The 18,429-nt window shown below is 71.4% G+C and carries 20 protein-coding genes and 1 pseudogene; 10 read left to right on the forward strand and 11 right to left on the reverse strand.

The features are described from left to right. Positions 1-5: 5 nt before the first annotated feature. The 4 genes from ACFY1E_RS29275 to ACFY1E_RS29290 all read right to left on the reverse strand — a co-directional run bounded on the left by ACFY1E_RS29275 (position 6) and on the right by ACFY1E_RS29290 (position 4,726). On the reverse strand, positions 6-1,028 hold the full coding sequence (locus ACFY1E_RS29275) for a hemolysin family protein (protein WP_389080776.1): 1,023 nt from the start codon (positions 1,026-1,028) through the stop codon (positions 6-8). Beyond that, on the reverse strand, positions 1,025-2,371 hold the full coding sequence (locus tag ACFY1E_RS29280; RefSeq protein WP_389080778.1) for a hemolysin family protein: 1,347 nt from the start codon (positions 2,369-2,371) through the stop codon (positions 1,025-1,027). Before ACFY1E_RS29280 ends, ACFY1E_RS29275 begins: the two co-directional genes overlap by 4 nt. 168 nt (positions 2,372-2,539) lie before the next feature. Then, positions 2,540-2,965 carry a GNAT family N-acetyltransferase gene (locus tag ACFY1E_RS29285; RefSeq protein WP_389080781.1) on the reverse strand — a complete coding sequence of 142 codons (426 nt, stop codon included), beginning with the start codon at positions 2,963-2,965 and terminating at the stop codon, positions 2,540-2,542. 114 nt (positions 2,966-3,079) lie between these two features. Further along, the gene (locus ACFY1E_RS29290) at positions 3,080-4,726 is read right to left on the reverse strand and encodes a serine/threonine-protein kinase (RefSeq protein WP_389080784.1); all 1,647 of its coding nucleotides are present in this window, start codon (positions 4,724-4,726) and stop codon (positions 3,080-3,082) included. Between the two features lie 252 nt (positions 4,727-4,978). On the opposite strand from ACFY1E_RS29290, the pseudogene ACFY1E_RS29295 reads away from it, so the two are divergent. Both ACFY1E_RS29295 and ACFY1E_RS29300 read left to right on the forward strand, forming a co-directional pair. Continuing rightward, a pseudogene (locus tag ACFY1E_RS29295) lies at positions 4,979-5,302 on the forward strand (MFS transporter); the annotation flags it as partial. Positions 5,303-5,489: 187 nt separating this feature from the next. Continuing rightward, positions 5,490-6,428: a hypothetical protein gene (locus ACFY1E_RS29300; RefSeq protein WP_389080786.1), complete on the forward strand. Its 939-nt coding sequence runs from the start codon at positions 5,490-5,492 to the stop codon at positions 6,426-6,428. 40 nt (positions 6,429-6,468) lie between these two features. Here ACFY1E_RS29300 and ACFY1E_RS29305 read toward each other — a convergent pair whose 3' ends face one another. The 4 genes from ACFY1E_RS29305 to ACFY1E_RS29320 all read right to left on the reverse strand — a co-directional run bounded on the left by ACFY1E_RS29305 (position 6,469) and on the right by ACFY1E_RS29320 (position 10,918). Continuing rightward, positions 6,469-7,110 (reverse strand): hypothetical protein, encoded by a 642-nt coding sequence (locus ACFY1E_RS29305; protein ID WP_389080789.1) that lies wholly within the window; start codon positions 7,108-7,110, stop codon positions 6,469-6,471. Between the two features lie 95 nt (positions 7,111-7,205). Continuing rightward, positions 7,206-7,454 carry a hypothetical protein gene (locus ACFY1E_RS29310; protein ID WP_389080791.1) on the reverse strand — a complete coding sequence of 83 codons (249 nt, stop codon included), beginning with the start codon at positions 7,452-7,454 and terminating at the stop codon, positions 7,206-7,208. 46 nt (positions 7,455-7,500) lie between these two features. Next, complete coding sequence (locus ACFY1E_RS29315) at positions 7,501-10,068, reverse strand: ABC transporter permease (RefSeq protein ID WP_389080794.1); 2,568 nt, start codon at positions 10,066-10,068, stop codon at positions 7,501-7,503. Positions 10,069-10,072: 4 nt separating this feature from the next. Beyond that, on the reverse strand, positions 10,073-10,918 hold the full coding sequence (locus ACFY1E_RS29320; RefSeq protein ID WP_389080796.1) for an ABC transporter ATP-binding protein: 846 nt from the start codon (positions 10,916-10,918) through the stop codon (positions 10,073-10,075). Between the two features lie 198 nt (positions 10,919-11,116). Between ACFY1E_RS29320 and ACFY1E_RS29325 the strand changes: the two genes are divergently transcribed. Further along, complete coding sequence (locus tag ACFY1E_RS29325) at positions 11,117-11,356, forward strand: toxin-antitoxin system HicB family antitoxin (RefSeq protein ID WP_389080799.1); 240 nt, start codon at positions 11,117-11,119, stop codon at positions 11,354-11,356. A 4-nt stretch (positions 11,357-11,360) separates the two neighbouring features. Further along, positions 11,361-11,735 (forward strand): fic family toxin-antitoxin system, toxin component, encoded by a 375-nt coding sequence (locus ACFY1E_RS29330; RefSeq protein WP_389080801.1) that lies wholly within the window; start codon positions 11,361-11,363, stop codon positions 11,733-11,735. A 10-nt stretch (positions 11,736-11,745) separates the two neighbouring features. Here the strand turns inward: ACFY1E_RS29330 and ACFY1E_RS29335 are convergent, their stop codons facing one another. Beyond that, positions 11,746-12,441, reverse strand: a complete 696-nt coding sequence (locus ACFY1E_RS29335; protein WP_389080804.1) for a class I SAM-dependent methyltransferase — start codon at positions 12,439-12,441, stop codon at positions 11,746-11,748. 205 nt (positions 12,442-12,646) lie between these two features. Beyond that, positions 12,647-12,805, reverse strand: coding sequence for a hypothetical protein (locus ACFY1E_RS29340; protein WP_389080806.1), 159 nt, complete (start codon positions 12,803-12,805; stop codon positions 12,647-12,649). Between the two features lie 326 nt (positions 12,806-13,131). Here ACFY1E_RS29340 and ACFY1E_RS29345 point away from each other — a divergent pair, with 326 nt between their 5' ends. From ACFY1E_RS29345 to pqqE, 6 genes are read left to right on the forward strand one after another with little or no spacing between them, the layout of a single operon-like run. Further along, positions 13,132-14,268, forward strand: a complete 1,137-nt coding sequence (locus ACFY1E_RS29345; RefSeq protein ID WP_389080809.1) for a PQQ-dependent sugar dehydrogenase — start codon at positions 13,132-13,134, stop codon at positions 14,266-14,268. 45 nt (positions 14,269-14,313) lie between these two features. Then, positions 14,314-14,454, forward strand: coding sequence for a pyrroloquinoline quinone precursor peptide PqqA (gene pqqA / locus ACFY1E_RS29350; RefSeq protein ID WP_389080811.1), 141 nt, complete (start codon positions 14,314-14,316; stop codon positions 14,452-14,454). An 8-nt stretch (positions 14,455-14,462) separates the two neighbouring features. After that, positions 14,463-15,362, forward strand: a complete 900-nt coding sequence (gene pqqB / locus ACFY1E_RS29355) for a pyrroloquinoline quinone biosynthesis protein PqqB (protein ID WP_389080814.1) — start codon at positions 14,463-14,465, stop codon at positions 15,360-15,362. Further along, a complete protein-coding gene (gene pqqC, locus ACFY1E_RS29360) occupies positions 15,359-16,111 on the forward strand; it encodes a pyrroloquinoline-quinone synthase PqqC (protein WP_389080816.1) in 753 nt (250 codons plus the stop codon). Before pqqB ends, pqqC begins: the two co-directional genes overlap by 4 nt. Then, positions 16,108-16,380 (forward strand): pyrroloquinoline quinone biosynthesis peptide chaperone PqqD, encoded by a 273-nt coding sequence (gene pqqD, locus ACFY1E_RS29365; protein ID WP_389080819.1) that lies wholly within the window; start codon positions 16,108-16,110, stop codon positions 16,378-16,380. Before pqqC ends, pqqD begins: the two co-directional genes overlap by 4 nt. Continuing rightward, positions 16,377-17,513, forward strand: a complete 1,137-nt coding sequence (pqqE, locus tag ACFY1E_RS29370; protein WP_389080821.1) for a pyrroloquinoline quinone biosynthesis protein PqqE — start codon at positions 16,377-16,379, stop codon at positions 17,511-17,513. The genes pqqD and pqqE overlap by 4 nt, the downstream gene beginning before the upstream one ends. A 193-nt stretch (positions 17,514-17,706) precedes the next feature. Here pqqE and bioD read toward each other — a convergent pair whose 3' ends face one another. After that, positions 17,707-18,423: a dethiobiotin synthase gene (gene bioD / locus ACFY1E_RS29375; protein WP_389080824.1), complete on the reverse strand. Its 717-nt coding sequence runs from the start codon at positions 18,421-18,423 to the stop codon at positions 17,707-17,709. Between the last annotated feature and the right edge of the window lie 6 nt (positions 18,424-18,429).

Genomic DNA, 18,429 nt, shown 5'->3' on the forward strand with positions numbered 1-18,429 from the left:
ACGGCTCAGGCCCGCTGTCCGAACAGCTCCTGCAGCACGTCCTCCATGGTCACCAGACCGGCCAGCCGGCCGTCCCTGCCGAGCACGGCCGCCAGGTGTGTGCGGCTGCCGCGCATCGCCGTGAGCACGTCGTCCAGCGGTGTGCCCTCCCGCACGCGCGCGATGGGCCGCATGTCCCGCACCCGGAACGGCACATCCCGCGGCGAGGCGTCCAGCGCATCCTTGACGTGCAGATAGCCGACAATACGACGGCCCTCGTCCACCACCGGGAAGCGGGAGAAGCCCGACTGGGCCGACAGCCGCTCCAGCTCCTCCGGGGTGACGCCCACGCGCGCGTAGACGACGCCTTCCAGCGGGAGCACCACGTCGCGCACCGGACGGCGGCCCAGCTCCAGCGCGTCGTGCAGCCGCTCCAGCGCGCGGTCGTCGATCAGCCCCGCCTCGCCCGAGTCCCGCACGATCCGGGCCAGCTCGGCGTCCGAGAAGGTGGCCGCGACCTCGTCCTTGGTCTCCACCCGCAACAGCTTCAGGAGGGCGTTGGCGAAGGCGTTGATCGCGAAGATCACCGGGCGCAGTGCCCGCGCCAGGGCGACCAGCGGCGGCCCGAGCAGCAGCGCGCTGCGCACCGGCTCCGCGAGCGCGATGTTCTTCGGCACCATCTCGCCGAGCAGCATGTGCAGATACGTCGCCAGGGTCAGCGCGATCACGAAGGACACCGCATGTCCCGCCGACTCGGGCACGCCCACGGCGTGGAACACCGGCTCCAGCAGATGCGCGATGGCCGGTTCCGCGACCACACCCAGGACCAGCGTGCACAGCGTGATGCCGAGCTGCGCGGCCGCCATCAGCGCGGACACGTGCTCCAGGCCCCACAGCACGCTCTTGGCCCGCCGGTCGCCCTCCGCGTCCCCTTCCACATACTGCTCGATCTGCGAACGTCGTACGGAGATCAACGCGAACTCGGCGCCGACGAAGAAGGCGTTGACGACGAGGGTCGCAAGGCCGATCAGCAGCTGTACGGCGGTCACTTCGTGGCCTCCCGGTTCGTCGTACCGTCCGCCTGGTCATCGAAGGGCGCGTGCATCAGCACCCGTGCGGCCCTGCGCCCCGAGGCGTCCACCACGTCGAGCCGCCATCCGCCGACCTCGACGAAGTCGCCCACGGCCGGGATGCGGCCGAGCTCCGTCGCGACGAGTCCGGCCAGCGTCTCGTACGGCCCCTCCGGCGCCCTGAGACCGACGCGCACGAGCTGGTCCACCCGGGCCGAGCCGTCGGCCGAGTACAGGGCGCGACCCGCGTCGTCGCTGCCCGCGGGGGCCAGGTCGGGCGTCTCGTGCGGGTCGTGCTCGTCCCGCACCTCGCCGACGACCTCCTCGACGATGTCCTCCAGGGTGGCCACGCCCGCGGTGCCGCCGTACTCGTCGATGACGACGGCCATGGTGCGCTTGCCGGACAGCCGGTCCAGCAGCCGGTCGACGGTGAGGGTCTCGGGGACGAGGAGCGGCTCCCGCATCAGCTCGGCGACCCGGGTGTGGGTGCGACGGTGGGCAGGTATCGCCAGGACGTCCTTGATGTGCGCGGTGCCCACGACCGAGTCGAGGCTGCCGCGGAAGACCGGGAAGCGGGACAGCCCGGTGGCCCGGGTCGCGTTCGCCACGTCCTCGCAGGTGGCCTGGACCTCGAGGGCGATGACCTGGACGCGGGGCGTCATCACGTTCTCAGCGGTCAGGTCGGCGAGGTTCAGGGTCCGTACGAACAGCTCCGCGGTGTCCGCCTCCAGGGCGCCCTCCTTGGCGGAGTGCCGGGCGAGAGCGGCCAGCTCCTCGGGGCCGCGCGCCGAGGCCAGTTCCTCGGTGGGCTCCAGGCCGAAGCGGCGCACCGCGTGGTTCGCCGTGTTGTTGAGGTGGCTGATGAAGGGGCGGAAGACCGCACTGAACAGGCGCTGCGCATTGCCCACCCGCTTGGCCACGGCCAGCGGCGAGGAGATCGCCCAGTTCTTGGGCACCAGTTCGCCGACGACCATCAGGAAGACGGTCGACAGGGCCGTACCCAGCACCAGGGCGAGCGAGCTCGCCGCCGAGGACGAGATGCCGAGGGCCTCCAGCGGGCCCGCGATCAGCTTGGCGATCGACGGTTCGGCGAGCATGCCGACGACCAGGTTGGTGACGGTGATGCCGAGCTGCGCGCCGGAGAGCTGGAAGGTCAGGCTCCGGACGGCCTTGAGGGCGCCCGCCGCGCCCCGCTCGCCGCGCTCCACGGCCCGTTCGAGCTCAGCCCGCTCGACCGTGGTCAGCGAGAACTCGGCCGCGACGAAGGCGCCGCAGGCGAGCGAGAGCAGGATCGCCACCAGCAGGAGGAGCACTTCGGTCATCGGGTCACCTCCGTCCCATCGTCGGACAGGGGCGGGAGGAACGCGCGATGTCGTCTACTGCGCGCACTACTGGGAGGCTCGCCCATGGGCGGACGCTCACACCTTTCATCGGAGGGCCGGAAGGGATCCGGACACGGTCCTCCAATGGTAAAGGATCGGCAAAGGTGATCAGGGTGTGAGGTGCTTCACCCACCGCCGCCAGTGCTCCTCGGGCGTGTACCCGGCCGCCCGCCAGGCATGCTGCCCGGTCTCGTTGCGCACCAGCACCATCGCGTCCCCGCGGCGCCCTCCGAGCCGTACGAAGCGTTCCTCGGCCGCAGCCAGCAGTGCCGAGCCGATGCCCTGGCGGCGGCGGTCCGGGCGTACCGCCAGCCGGTACAGATGGCAGCGCCAGCCGTCGAAGCCCGCGATCACCGTGCCCACCAGCTGCCCGTCCTGCTCGGCCAGCAGTAGCGCCTCCGGGTCGCGCGCCACCAGCCGCTCCACCCCGTCCCGGTCGTCACTGATGCTCGTGCCCTCGGCGGCCGTCTTCCAGAAGGCCAGGACGTCGTCGAGGTCGTCCGGCGTCGCGCTACGAATGCGAAGATCACTCATGGGGCGAGCCAAGCAGATGGTTCGCCTCTCTGGCGATCGGTTTCTGTGCCGGGGAGTCGGCATTCCGACGCGCTGGCCCTTCGGATTGCCGACTCGGTCGGTGCCGGCCGTGGATCAGGAGGAGCGGGTCAGCCGTGAGGGTGCGCCCGCAGTCTGGCTGCCCTCGTCGCCCAGGGACAGGGTGTTCGCGCCCGTTTTCGTCAGGGTGTAGATGTTGCCCCGCACGCACAGCACGGCGTTGGACGGGTCCGTAGGAGTGCTCGTGGCTGCCTCGAAAACCATCGACGACGTGTGCGTCTCCCGCAGGCGCAGGGTCTCGGTGCAGCCGATGTCCTGGCCGTTGTCGGCGTCGGTCACGTGGCTGACCTGTCGGCCGACGATGTCGCCCCGGGAAGCGGCGTGCAGGGTGACGGTCACGGACACCTTGCTCGTGCGTGCGTTCACGACGCCGTCGCCGGAGGCACTGCCGGGCCCTGTTCCCTTCCAGGTGCCGACCCAGGAGGTGGGCAGGGCGTCCGTGGCGGTCGCGCCGGACGAGGACGGAGCAGGGGATGTCGGTGCGGAGGTGTGCCCGCCGCCCGTCCCGTCGTCGGTGCCGTGCGGCCAGGACAGGGCGGCGACGACGGCTGCGGTCGCCGCCACGCCCGCGGCCACGGCGGCCGTGCGCAGCCGTGCGGCACGCCGACCGCGCGCGGGGGCGGCCCCGTCCGGGGCGAGGCCACGAGCGGTTCCGGCCGTAGAGGCCGGGGCGTGCATGGGGGCGGCGGGCGGCCCGTAGGCGGCGGGCGACGGGGAACCGATGCCCTCACCTGGCGGTCCGAACCCGGCCGGTTGCGCGGGGTGCGGGGGCGGCGGCACCGGGCGCTGCAGCACCGCCTGCGCCGCGGTTTCCCTCGCGGCGATGTCCGCGGACAGGTCCGGCGGCAGGGCCGCTGCCCAGCCGCCGGGACAGGCGCCGACGCGGTCCAACAGCTCGCCCGCGGTCGGGCGGGCCTGCGGCGACTTGTGAAGGCAGGCGGCGAGCAGTGGCGCGAGCGTCTCCGGCACGCCGTGCAGCGTCGGCTCCTCGTGCACGATCCGGTACAGCAGCTGCGCCGCCGAGGGGTTTTCGCCCGGGTGCAGGAAGGGGCCGATGCCGGTGGCGGCGTACACCAGCGTCGCCCCCAGCGAGAAGACGTCGCCGGGCTCGGCCGATATCCCGCCGGTCGCCTGCTCCGGCGCCATGTATCCCGGCGACCCGATGACGCCGCCCGTGCCTGTGTGGCGGGTGTCATCGGCGGCGCGGGCGATGCCGAAGTCGATGAGCAGGGGGTGACGGCGGGCCAGGAGCACGTTGGACGGCTTCACGTCACGGTGGGCGAGGCCGGCCCGGTGCACGGCCCGCAGCCCTTCGGCGAGTTCCGCGGCCAGGGCCCGGACGGTGCCTTCGGGCAAGGGTCCCGTTCGCCCGACCCAGTCGGCGAGGGAGGGGGCGGCGACGTACTCCGTGGCCAGCCACTGCGGGCGCTGCCCGGCGGGGCTGTAGTCGACGACCGACACCGTCCAGGCGGAGCGCACTTGGTCGCTGCTGGCGATCTCGCGGGCGAACCGCTCCTCGAAGCCGGGGTTCAGGCCGAACTCGGGCCGCAGCGTCTTCAACGCCAGCAGCCGCCCGGAAGCCGTACGGGAAAGGAAGACCTGTCCCATGCCGCCGGCGCCGAGCAGCGCCAGCAGCGGGTAGCCGCCGACGGCCGACGGATCCCCGGGATCCAGGGGCCTCATGTTGTCTCCGGGCGGTACTCGGGCCGCAGCAGGGCGGGACATCTTGGGCGGAGAGCACACGAACCCGCCCCGTATCGCCGTGAGTTTAAGCCAAGCGTGACACGTTCACATCAGTTCCGATGCGGTGGGCGGAGCGGGCCTGACCGGTCGATCAGCGCAGTACGGCCGCCGGCAGGTCGGCGCCCACGTCGTCAGAGCGGGCAGGCTGAGGGTGTACCGGACGTAACGGCCGTGCCGCCGAGTCGTGAGCGGATGGGACACGACTGGGGTGCCCCGGCAGTGGCCATGGTGGCCGTGGTCTGAACGATCGGCGAGATCATCTACGCCGGCAGCGCCACCGCGCTCGTCACCGCGCTCGCCCCGGCCCGTGTCCTGGGACGCGCCCTCGCTCGCTTCCAGCTCTCCACGAGCTTCGGCCTCGCCGTCTCCCCGGCGGTCATGACGGCTCTCGCACCGCTCGGCCCGACCGCGCTCTGGGGCAGCCTCGCGGCTGCGACGCTCCTGTCCGCGTCCGCCGTCGCCACCGAGAAGGACCAAGGAACACGACCCGGTGTCCGGGCGTGTAGCGCGGGCTGACGATCACGTGCTGTGGGGTCCTGTTGCGGCGCCGGCGCCGAACCGCCGGCCTCATGGACCGCGGCAACCCCCGGGCGCTGTCGCGGCATTGCCGACCCGGGCAGCCGACCCGTAGCTTCGCCCGGAGGGAACACGGGTGTACCAGGTGTTCCGATGGCGCGTTCCGACCGAGGAGGGTGTGCCCGTGATGTCCGACAGCGGAGCCGGGGTGCTGGACCTGCGATTCGAGTCGGAGCAGCCGGCCGGTGTCCTGGCAGGGCACGCCGTGATCGTCGTGCGGCCCCCGGCCGACCTCGCCCCCGCCTCCGAGACCGCTCTGCGGCTGCGGCTGCGGCTGTTCCGCGCTCGCATCACCTCACTGCGCCGCCGGTTGCCACCTTCGTCGGCTCTGCCGCCCGGTGGCCTGTGGGAGGACATGGCCCCACACCTGCGTGCGGAGTCGTCACACGTCCTCCATCTGCCGCTCGAAGCCGGGTCAGCTGCCGACGACGCGTTGGAGTATCACCTCTGGTGGGACATGGATCCGTCGGAACGGGAGGCCGGGGCCGCGGGGGAGGAGCGGGCCCTGTTCGACGTTCGTCTCCTGGCCCGCCGCCGCGACGCCGACGAGACGGTCCTGGCCGCCGGACACATCACAGCGGCCTGGGAGGCACCCCATCCCGTCAGGGACCTCCTGCAACTGGCCCACCTCGCTGCGCACAGCCATCTGCCCCGGCCACTGGCCGACGCCATCGCAGACCTGGTCCGCGCCAACGGGGAACTGGTGCCCTGGTGCCGGTGCTGCGCGCTGTGCCGGGAGTTGGAGGTGCTGAGGTACGCCGATCGCGTGCGCGGTCTGGCCGAGCACCACGACGCAACGGACGTCGCCCTCCTCCTGGCCCGATGGGATCCGGACACGGACCATGCCGACCGGTTGCGCTACCGCCCTTGCCGCTGCCAACGTCTTCGTCTGGGGGCACAGCCGGACGCAGCGGAGGAGCGGCGGCTCGAGACAGGCGAGGCGTGGTGGGAGGAGAACCAGGACCCGGCCGCCCGAGAGCGTGTCGAGGCCCGATTGCGGGAGCAGGTCGAGGTCGCCCGGTTGCGGCACCTCGCGCACCGGCACCGGACTCTCGGCGGCAGCTGACACCGGCGCCCGGAAACCGGCCGCCGCGGCGCTGCGCGGCTCACAGGGCGTGAACGGAACACTCGCCGGCCGGCAGGGCCACCATACGGGTGGTCTGAGCGACGTCGATGCGTACGCCTGCCGTTGACCTGTCGAAGTAGACGTACGCGGCGTATCCCTCGCCCTGAGAAGTTCCGGTGCGGTAGAACGCGATTTCTTCGACCGGCTCGACGGCGACGAATGACGCGACAAGCCCTTCCAGGAGGCAATGGGGGCATTCTTCCGCCACACGGAACCGGCGCCGCGCCGACCGGCCGTTCAGGTTCGTGGTGACCAAAAGGTCGCCACCGGTGTCGAGTTCCAGGCACATCCAGTGCAGCCGAGGTTCGTGGGACAGACGGTGCAGCTCCTGCTCCACCCGGGTTCTGTCGGACTCCTCGGGCGGTGTCAGCGCCCAGATTCTCTCCACCAGCCGGTCCACCCGCTCGGGGCTGTTCAGGAAGCGCAGTATCAGCAGCATCGCGACCAGGTCGGCGAGATACCACGCCATGCGCCAGCCGTGCATGTCGTCGTTGGCGTAAAGCAGCACGCCGACCAGGGAGTACAACGCCGACACCAGGATGCGCCAGCGGCGTTGCCGGGCCACACCGTAGTAGGTGGCAAAGGGCACCACGACCAGACCCAGCAGCTCCAGCTCTCTCATCCCCACCCCTCCCCGCACGCGGCACGCGCGAACCGGGCCGATGATATGGGCAGTTGACGGCGGGTGGCTGTACGTCCGGCATGGACGTTTTCAGGTCAGTGCCCGCCCAGCTCCGCGACGACCGGCGCGAACGCCTCCATGTACGGCTCCAGAACCGTCAGCACCTTTTGGATGAGCAGGTTCAGTTCGGCCCGAGTGGGGGAGTCCGTCGGAGCCGGGCAGCCGGTCCAACTCCTCGGTCGTGCGCTGCAGATGGTCCACGCGCTTCCGCGGGAGCCGAACGGCAGCCCCGCCCGGTCGTGTTCGGCCTGCAGATTGACACCGAAACGGAACGGACGCGGCATGAACTCTCCTCACCTGCACGGGACTTGAGCCTCTGCCGCGATTCCGTCACTCGTGCGCGATGGCTGCCAGCACATTCATGCGAGATGCACGCAACGCGGGCAGCAGGGCCGCCACGATGCCCACCACCGCGGAGCCGATCACCACCGCGACGATCGTGGTCCACGGGATCGCGAGCGCCTTCATGCCCTGCAGCGCCAGCACCTGCTGGGTGCACACACCCCACACCAGACCGAGCGCGAGCCCGAGCACCGCGCCGAACACCGCGATCACCACCGACTCCAGCCGGATCATCCGGCGCAACTGCCGCCGGGCGAGCCCGATGGCCCGCAGCAGCCCGATCTCCCGGGTCCGCTCCACCACCGACAGGGCGAGGGTGTTGACCACGCCGAGCACCGCGATGATGATCGCCAGCCCCAGCAGCGCGTACACGAGGTAGAGCAGCACGGCGATCTGGTCGTGCACCAGCTTCTTGTAGTCGGCCTGGTCGCGGACCTGGACCTGGGGATACGGCTTGAGCGTGTGCTCCAGGTTCTTGCGCAGCTGGTCGGCGCTCGTGCCGGCGGCCTTGTTGACGTACAGCGCGGAGTCCTGTCCGCCGGGTACGTACTTCTCGACCGTCGCGATGCCGAAGAACAGCCCGCCCTGCATGCCGAAGCCCTCGGCCTGGTCCTGGTCGGTGAGGGCGCCGACCTTCAGCGTGGTCCTCCGTCCGGCCGGGAACTCGACGGGGATCGTGCTGCCGATCCTGACGTCGTGCTTCTTCGCGAACTTGACGTCCATGCCGATGTTGCCGCCGGCCAAAGCCGCCGCCGTGTCCCCGGCCGCGTACGTCACGTGTGCGACGTCGTCGACCCCGTCGTCGTAACCCGCGGCGGTGGTCTCGATGCGCTTGCCGTCCGGAAGCCGTACGGCCACCGGTGCGAACCGCTGCCGTACGACGAGGCCGACGCCCTGCGTGGCGCGGACCGCGTCGGTGACCTCCTTGTTGAAGGGCACGAAGTTGGTGTTCTGGACGATGAAGTCGGCGCCCAGCGTCTTGTCGATCTGCTGGTCGAAGGACTTCGACATGGAGGCGCTGGCCACGGACATGCCCCCGACCAGCGCGAGGCCCACCATGAGGGCGGCCGCGGTGGCGCCGGTACGGCGGGGGTTGCGCAGGGCGTTGCGCTGGCTCATGCGGCCGACCGAGCCGAACAGGGCGGGGAAGGCCGCGCCGAGGACCCGGATGACGGGGCGGACGAGCAGCGGGCCCGCGATCACCGTCGCGATCAGGGTCAGGACGACGCCGAGCCCCAGCAGCGAGGCCGACGAGGCGGTCTTCGTCGCCGTGGCGCAGCCGACCAGGGCCGCCGCACCGAGCGCTCCCACGACCGAGCCCACGATCGCCCGCGTCCTGAGCGGCTTGCCGATCCCGGCGATCTCGGCGTCCGCGAGCGCGGCCATCGGGGAGACGGCCGCCGCGCGCCGGGCCGGCAGATACGCGGCCACGAACGTGACGCCGACCCCGACGACGTACGCCGCCACAGGGGTGCCCCACCCGACGACCATCTCCGTGGTCTTCAGGTTCATCCCGAACACGCTCATCAGCTTGATCAGCCCGGCCGCGAGCCCGATGCCCGCCGCCAGGCCCAGCGTCGAGCCGACCAGGCCGAGCAGGATCGCCTCGGTGAGCACGGAGCGCCGCACCTGCCGGCGGTCGGCGCCGAGGGCCCTCAGCAGGCCCAGCTCCCGGGTGCGCTGGGCGATCAGCATGGAGAAGGTGTTGACGATCAGGAAAATGCCCACCAGGACGGCGATCCCGGCGAAGCCGAGCATCACGTACTTGATGACGTCGAGGAAGCCGCCGAGGTCCGAGGCGGCCGACTTGGCCTGCTCGTCGGCGGTCTTCACGTCGTAGGCTCCGGTGTCGACCACGGCTGCGACACGGCTCTTCAGCTGGGCGTCGCTCACGCCCTTCGCCGCGTCGGCCTGGATGCTGGTGGCCTTGTCCGCAGAGCCGAGCAGCTGGGTCGCCGCCGTCCTAGGGTCGAGGAAGACCAGCGCCGCGCCCGGGTTGGTCGTGGTGAAGGTCGCGATACCGACGACCCTGACCTTGAAGGTGCCCGGCTGGGCGAGCACCGTCAGGGTGTCCCCGATCTTCACATGCTTCTTGTCGGCGGTGTCGGCGTCCAGGAGCGCCTCGCCCCCGCCCTGCGGGGCGTGGCCCGAGGTCAGTTTCACGGGGCTGCGGTCGGTGAGGTACCAGTCGGAGGCGATCGTGGGCGCCCCGGTGGTGGGGCCGACCGACTTGTTCCTGCTGTCGACGACGGTGATGTTCTGGACGCTGACGTCCGCGTGGGAAGAGGCGACCCCGTCGACCTTCGCGACCCGCGCCGCGAGCGAGGCGGGCACGGTCTCGGCTGCGCCCGTCGGCACGCGGGACTTGAGGTCCTGCTTCGGCTCCACCGTCACATCGGCGGAGGTGGAGTGGAAGAGCCGGTCGAAGGTGCGGGTGACCGTGTCGGAGAAGATCAGACTGCCCGCGACGAAAGCCACGGACAGGATGATCGCCAGCGCGGAGAGCAGCAGCCGTCCCTTGTGGGCGAGGAAGCTGCGGAGCGTCGCCTTGAGCACGGTGTCAGTCCTCCTCGGTGGGAGCGGCGCTCTCGTCGAACTGGCTGCGGATCACGTCGAAGCCGGGGGCCTGGGTGTTTCCCCCAGTGAAGAGGCGCATTCGTTCGAGTACCGCCTCCGCCGTCGGGCGCTCCATCTCGTCGACGATCCGTCCGTCCCCTAGGAAGAGCACCAGGTCGGAGTGGGCGGCGGCGCCCGGGTCATGGGTGACCATGACGACGGTCTGGCCGAGGCTGTCGACGGCCTCGCGCAGGAAGGCGAGCACTTCGAGTCCGGCCCGTGAGTCGAGGTTGCCGGTCGGCTCGTCCGCGAAGATCAGCTCCGGCCTGGAGGCCAGCGCCCGGGCGCACGCCACGCGCTGCTGCTGTCCGCCGGACAGCTGCGAGGGCCGGTGCTTGAGCCGGTCCCGCAGCCCGAGGGTGTCGATGACCTGGTCCAGCCACTTCTCGTCGGGCTTCTTGCCCGCGATGTCCATGGGCAGGGTGATGTTCTCGGCCGCGTTCAGTGTCGGGATGAGGTTGAAGGACTGGAACATGAACCCGATCCGGTCCCGGCGCAGCCGGGTCAGCTCGCGCTCCTTCAGCCCCGTGATCTCCGTGTCGCCGAGCCACACCTGGCCGGCCGACACCGAGTCGAGTCCCGCCAGGCAGTGCATCAGGGTGGACTTCCCGGAGCCCGACGGCCCCATCACCGCGGTGAAACGGCCGCGCGCGATGTCCACGTCCACCGAGTCCAGGGCCAGCACGGTCGTCTCGCCCGAGCCGTAGGCCTTGGTCAGACCGCGGGCGCGGGCCGCGATCCCGTCGGCCGACGCATGGCCGGGGGCGTGCTCCGCAGCTGCTGTGGACAACGCTGCCTCCTCGCTCGCATGGAGTGTCGACTCCTCCGTCCCGGCCGAGCGTAGTGTGATACCGCCCACACCGGATATCCGCCGAAGGTCGGGGACGGTCTCCGTCGCAGGTCGGGTCCCCGATTCCGATGTAAGGGACACACTCCACCCGGGGGAGGAGCCCTTGTCGTGCTAGCACTTCGGCGCTAGCTTCGAAGTATGGCGAAGACCCAGCTGAACGTGAGAGTGGACGAGGGCACGGCCCGCGCCGCCCGCGAGCGCGCCCTCGCCCGTGGCATGAGCGTCAACCGCTACATCGAGGAACTCGTGAAACAGGACACCGGAGAGGTCGGCCAGACCTTCGTCGAGGCCGCCGCAGACTTCATGAAGCAGTACGAGACGGTCTTCGCCGAGGAGTTCGGCAGCGAGGACGACAACACCCGAGAAGCCCGCCACTGATCCCTTGAGCAACCTCAGCATCGATCTCGCCTGGCTTCTCATGCTCGCCGAACAGAAGACGCCCGGAGACCCGCAGGTCACCGACTGGGGTGCCCTCGTCGCGGCCGTCGCGCGCCACGAGGCCGAGATTTTCGACGTCCCCGTCTACGACAACCCGCACGCACGCGCGGCGGCCCTGCTCCAACTCCTCATCCACGTCCCCGCGCTGGAGCGCTCGAACGCCCTCTTCGCCTCGGCCGTCGCGTACGCCTACCTCGTCGCCAGCGGTCTCAGGGTCACCACTTCGCCGGTGCAGGTGCGCGATCTGGCCCGCCTGGTCAAGAGGGGCAACGCCACGGTGTACGACATCGCGGCGGAACTGCGCGGCTGGACCATGTGAGCAGGGCGCTTCAGGTGGCCGCCCCGCCGGTGTCCGGCCGCCACGCCGTGCCCAGCACGCAGTACGAGGTGGGCAGCCTCGGCCCCTTCTGAGGCATCAGCATCCGCCGGTACGGGCCGAGTTCGAACCCGGCCTCACGCAGCGCGGCGATCGGGTCGCGGGCCAGATGGCAGCCGCCGTTCAGGGGCGGCCACAAGGTGCGGTCCAGGGCGCGCTGGGTGAAGCTCATCGCCGGTCCGCCGCCGCGGCCGTGCTCGAAGAACCGCACCACGCCGCCGGGCCGCAGCACCCGCCGTATCTCCGCGAGCGCCCGCGGCACGTCCCGCACGCTGCACAGCACCAGCGAGATCACCACCGCGTCGAAGGCCTCGCTCTTGACGGGCAGTGCCTCCGCGGCGCCCGGAGCGACATCCACGGGCACCTCGCAGCGGAGGGCGGCGTCGAGGGCCAACTGCCGCAGCCGGCGCTCCGGTTCGATCGCCACGACCTCCGAGACGGTCCTTGGATAGTGCGCGAAGTTCAGTCCGTTGCCCGCGCCGATCTCGATCACCCGCCCGGACAGTCCGGACAGGAGCCGGTCGCGGACACCGCCCATGCCCATCCGGGTCTCGGCGGTCACACCGATCCGGGCGTAGTAGCGGGCGAACAGCGGATGGTGCACGGGATCCCGCGCCGGCTTGGCGGCACCGGGGAACCGTAGCGGCATGAGGACCTCCTCGGCAGGACGGGCCTACCGCGATTCTCCCCCGTACGGGCCCCGCGCACCCCCCGCGGTTCAGGCGCGGCTCACGAGACGAAGGCGCACACCTGTTTGCGCCCGGTGTCTCGTCGCCCGAGTTCAGCGCGGTCGGGTACGAGCTGCCGGTCTGCATCTCCCGCCACGCCCGCTCGCGGCCGCGCCGACGATCCCGTCACACGCCTGACGGCCCAGCAGCTAGGTAGTCCCAGAAGGCGGACCAGGACGCGTCCTTGTTCAGGCCCTCGTGGACCGCCGTGTCCATCAGCAGGAACGGCCGGTCGAGACCGCGCTCGACCACCCGGCCCGGACAAGGCGCCGTCCAGGTCGGCACCGACCCGGACCCGCGCGTCCAGGTCCATGACGACCGCTGCCGCCGCGGCCTTCCAGATCATCGTCAAGTCCCGTGAGCTGTATGGCATTTGCTTGGTCCGGACCCGCGGTGGGGCAGCACCGCAGCAGTCGGCCCGTCCCGCAGCCGTGCCCTGCACCGCACCCTCGGCCCGCGCACCCAAGGCTCACCCGAATGGCCTACAAGATGCCAATTGTCATGATTTCAATACAGGCTGTGGCCATGTCCGCGAAATACGCTGCCCTTCGCGAGCGTGTGGACACGCCGCGTGACGACGGTTCACTCGAGGAACGACGAAGGGCGTCGACATGACAGACCCAGGCCGCTCACTGCGGCGTCCATCCCGGATCGTTCTGGGCTCGCTCGCCGCTGCGGCCGCACTGCTCGCGGCCGGCCTGCCGCCGTCGGCGCCCGCCGCCGCGGCGCCGTCCACCTCCGCGCTCACGGCTGCCGCCGCGGACGGCGGTAATCCGACGGACGACGTCAGCACGCTCTCCACCGGATGGCAGACGCCCTGGGAGATCAAGTTCATGCCGGACGGAGGCTCGGCGCTGGTGACCGAGCGGCTCACCTACCAGGTCTACCGCCTCGACCGGGACGGGCGTAAGACACGGGTCGGCGAAGTGCCGAACACTGTCCCCGAGCCCTATGACGACGGCCCCGGCGGCCTGTTGGGCGTCGCCCCGTCCCCGACCTGGAACGGCACGACCGACAAGCAGGTGTTCTTCGTGCACACCACCAGGACCCGGACCCAGGTCGTCAGCATGGACTACGACGGCAGCTCGCTGTCGAACTACAAGGTGGTGCTCGGCGGAATCAAACGGGTCGGCAACCACAACGGCGGCCAGATCGCCTTCGGCCCCGACGGCTACCTCTACGTCTCCACCGGCGACGCCTACCAGCCGAAGCTCGCGCAGGACAAGAAGTCGCTCAACGGAAAGATCCTCCGCATCACCAGGTCCGGCGCCGCGGCCCCCGGCAACCCGTTCGGCACCCGCGTCTACAGCTACGGTCACCGCAACCCGGAGGGCCTGGCCTGGGACCGCACCGGCCGCCTGTGGGAGACGGAGGTCGGCGACCAGACCTGGGACGAGATCAACCTGATCAAACCGGGCGCCAACTACGGCTTTCCCGCCTGTGAGGGCGCCTGCGACGTCAAGGGCATGACCACCCCGAGGGTCGTGTTCCACCCGGAGTGGGGCGTGCCCGCCCAACTCACCATCGTGGACAACGTGATGTACGTGACGTCACTGCGCGGCAAGCGGCTGTGGCGCATCCCGATCGACGGGGACAGCGAGTTCACCGGCACGCCGGTCGACTTCTACCCGGGCCGGTTCGGTCGCCTGCGCGCCATTGCCAAGGTGCCCGGCGCGGACGAACTGTGGGTGGGCACCAGTGACCTCGGATACGGCAAGGACAAAATCCTCCGCGTCTCCCTCAAGTGACCCTCCCTGCCCCCCAGAAATCCCACCGGAGAGGACGTATCACCCATGAACGAAGCCACGGAACAGCTCAAGCCGGTCGAGCAGATCGCCTCGCAGGACACGGACGGGGTCATCTGGCAGACGCCCGCCTACGAGGTCGTCGACACCGCGCTCGAGGTCACCGCCTACTCGCTCAGCTCCCGCTGACCGACGCCATGCAACTGCTGGTACTCGGCACCGCCGCCGGCGGCGGCATCCCCCAGTGGAACTGCGCGTGCCCCGGATGCTCCGGGGCACGCGCCCACCCCGGCCGCCGCCGCCGTCATGCCTCCCTCGCCGTACGGACCGACGACGGCCGCTGGTACATCGTCAACGCGACCCCCGACCTCGGCGACCAGATCGAAGCCCGGCCCGAACTCCACCCGGGGCCGGGCCCCCGGCAGACACCGCTCGCCGGACTGGTCCTCACCGATGCCGAACTCGACCACACCCTGGGCATCGCACGGCTGCGCGAGGCGGACGCCCTCCAGGTGATCTCCACGGCCCCGGTCCGGCGGGCGCTCCTGGACCGACTGCACCTCGGCGACGTACTGGCCCCGTACACCTCCCTCACCTGGCGGGAGCTACCGCCGCGCGGTGCCGAACCGCTGGACCGCGACGCCTCGGGCCTGCAGATCAGCGGCATCCCGGTGTCGGGCAAGCGCCCGCGGTACGCCGCCGACGCCCCGGACGACGACGCATGGGTGGTGGCGCTGCGTCTGTATGACCCGGCCTCCGGCGCCACCGCGCTCTACGCACCCGCCCTGGCCGCCTGGCCGGACCGCTTCCAGCAAGCGGCCGCCGAGGCCGACTGCGTCATCGTGGACGGCACGTTCTGGGACGACGAGGAGCCCCGCCGCACGGGAATCTCCGAACGCACCGCCACCGGCATGGGCCATCTGCCCATCGAGGGACCGGACGGAACCGCCGAACGCCTGGCACGCCTCTCCGCCCGGTGCCTCTACACCCACCTCAACAACACCAACCCCCTCGTCGACCCGGCCGCGCCCCAGCACAAGCGGCTCGCACGGCTGGGCCTCGAGGTGGCGTACGACGGGATGGTGATCGACCTATGACCACGGCAGCACTGAACACGACCGCACGGAACACGGCACCCGACCCGCTCGCGGAGCCCTGGCGCCCCGCCGAGTTCGAGGCACGACTGCGCGCGGTGGGGGAGGAGCGGTACCACGACAGCCACCCCTTCAACCTCCGTATGCACAGCGGCGATCTCAGCCAGGACGAACTGCGCCGCTGGATCGTCAACCGTTTCCACTACCAGCGCCACATCCCCGTCAAGGACGCCCTGATCACGGCCAAGCTGGACACCCCGGTGCTGCGCCGGATGTGGTTGCGCCGCATCCAGGACCACGACGGCCAGCAGGACCGCGAGGGCGGCCTCGACCGGTGGCTGCGGCTCGGTGAGGCGGCCGGCCTGCCCCGTGAGACGCTGCTCGCCGGAGACGGCGTACTGCCGGGCGTACGACTGGCGGTCGACGGATACGTCAACTTCTGCAGGTTGCGCACGCCCCTCGAAGCCGTCGCCGCGTCGCTGACGGAACTGTCCGCTCCGGATCTGATGCGCACCCGCATCGAGGCCTTCCAGCGCCACTACCGGTGGATCGAACCCCAGGGCCTCGCCTACTTCCGCACCCGGGTCTCCCAGGGCCGGCGCGACAGCCGCGAGGCACTCGACCTGGTGCTCGGCTGGGCCCGCAGCCGGGAGGACCAGGAGCGGGCCCTGGCGGCGCTGCGTTTCAAGTGCGACGTCCTGTGGTCGCTGCTGGACGCCGTGGACCAGGCGGGACGCCGGGAGCAGGGGTGAGTACGACGTCGGTGACCGACTGGCGGCCCGTGCCGGCATCAGCCGTTCTCCTGCGGCACGACCACACCCGGGACATGGATCTGCTGCTCCTTCCCGAACGTGTCGTCGTGCTGCAGGGCGGGGCCGGCGCGGTCGTCGCGCTGTGCGACGGCGCCCGGAGCGTGCGCGACATCGTCGATGAACTGTCCGAACGATTCCCGGGCGCCGCCGTGGCCGCCGACGTCCCTCCGTTCCTCGAACGGCTCCGCAAGGAGGGCTGGCTGCGATGACCCTCACCGATCCGACCGCACCCGCCCCTCCGGCGCCCGCGCCCGCCCGGCCCTGGGCGCTGCTGGCCGAGCTCACCCATGCCTGCCCGCTGCACTGCGGGTACTGCTCCAACCCGCTGGAGCTGACCCGGCGTTCACGCGAGCTGACCGCCGGGCAGTGGGCGGACGTGATGCGCCAGGCGGGCGAGTTCGGCGTGGTCCACACCCATCTCTCGGGCGGTGAGCCGCTGCTGCGCCGGGACCTGGAGCAGATCGTCGCCGCGCCCGAGGCAGCCGGGATCTACACGCAGCTGGTCACCAGCGGTGTGGGCCTGGATGGGGAGCGGCTCGGCGCGCTCACCGCGGCCGGGCTGCGCAGCGTCCAGCTGTCCGTGCAGCACGCCGACCCGCGCGTCTCGGACCGGATCGCCGGACGCCGTTCCTTCGGCGAGAAGGAACGGGCCGCCGCACTCGTACGGGCCGCGGGCCTGCCCCTGGGCCTCAACGTCGTCCTGCACCACGAGAACCTCGACGCCGTCGACGCCGTCGTCGAACTGGGCCTGTCCTGGGGCGTGGACCGCATCGAACTGGCCAACGCACAGTTCTACGGCTGGGGCCTGCTCAACCGCGCCGCCCTGCTCGCCACGCGCGAGCAGCTGGCCCGGGCCCGGGACGCCGTCGAGCGGTGGCGGGAGCGGCTCACGCCGGACGGCCCCGAGCTGGTCTGGGTCGTCCCCGACTACTTCGACGGTGCGGCCAAGCCGTGCATGGGCGGCTGGGGCGCCATCTCGCTCACCGTCGCCCCGGACGGCACCGTCCTGCCCTGCCCGGCCGCGGCCTCGCTGCCGGACCTGGACCCGCCGAACGTCCGGGACCATCCGCTGGCCTGGATCTGGGACCATTCCCCGGCCTTCAGCCGCTACCGCGGCACCGACTGGATGGCCGACCCCTGCCGCAGCTGTTCCCGCCGAGAGGAGGACCACGGCGGCTGCCGCTGCCAGGCGTACGCCCTCACGGGCGACGCCGCCCGCACGGACCCCGCCTGCCGGCTCTCCCCGGACCACGCACTGATCCGCGCACTGACCGACGACCGCACGGACGGCCGACCGGCGATCAGACGGCGGGCACCGGTCCGCCCAGGGGCAAGAACGTGATCTCGCCCCCGCCGCCCCTTCCCATTCCCGTCCCCTGGGGGCTCCGCCCCCAGACCCCCGCTTCGGCCTGAACGGCCTCGTCCTCAAACGCCGGACGGGCTGAAAAACTCAGCCCCTCCGGCGTTTGAGGAGCGGGGGTCCGGGGGCCGGCCCCCGGGTCGGGACGGGTAGGGGCGGCGGGGGCGAAAAACGCCTACGGTGCCTGCCGTCGCCGGAACGCCTCCGTGTCCCAGACCCCATCCAGTCGGGGTGCCAGCCAACTCGTCGCACTCGCGCGGAAGTCGGTGGCCGGCAGTGAACCCGCCCCGGCGGGCAGGGCGCCCAGGAGTGGCGCGTCGGCCACGTCCGGCAGGTCCGCCACGTTGCAGCGGGAGGCGAGGTCGGGGGAGTCGGGCCAGCTGCCGATCACGATTCCGGCCAGGTCGAGCCGGCGGGAACGGAGCTCACGTGCCGTCAGCTCCGTCGTGTTCAGCGTCCCCAGGCCCGCCGACGCCACCACCAGCACCGGCGCCTTCAGCAGCTCCGCCGCGTCCGCGAGCGTCCCGCCCGCCGGGTCGAAGCGGACGAGCAGCCCGCCCGCCCCCTCGACCAGCACCAGGTCGTGCTCGGCGGCCAGCTTGGCGGCGGCCTCCGCGACGTCCTGCGGGCGCACCGGGGGCAGCCCCGCCCGCCGGGCCGCCGTCCCCGGCGCCAACGGCTCGGGATAACGGGCGATTTCGGTCGCCGTCACGCCACCCGCGAGGCGGGCGACCTCGGCGGCGTCCCCGGGCTCGTCCGGCCCCACGCCCGTCTGCGCGGCCTTCAGCACGGCCACCGACCGGCCGGCCGCGAGCGCGCAGGCGGCGACCGCGGCGGTCGTGACCGTCTTGCCGACCTCCGTGCCGGTGCCCGTGATCACCAGGATCGTCATGCCGTT

The sequence above is a fragment of the Streptomyces sp. NPDC001604 genome (assembly GCF_042893475.1).
Taxonomy (GTDB): domain Bacteria; phylum Actinomycetota; class Actinomycetes; order Streptomycetales; family Streptomycetaceae; genus Streptomyces.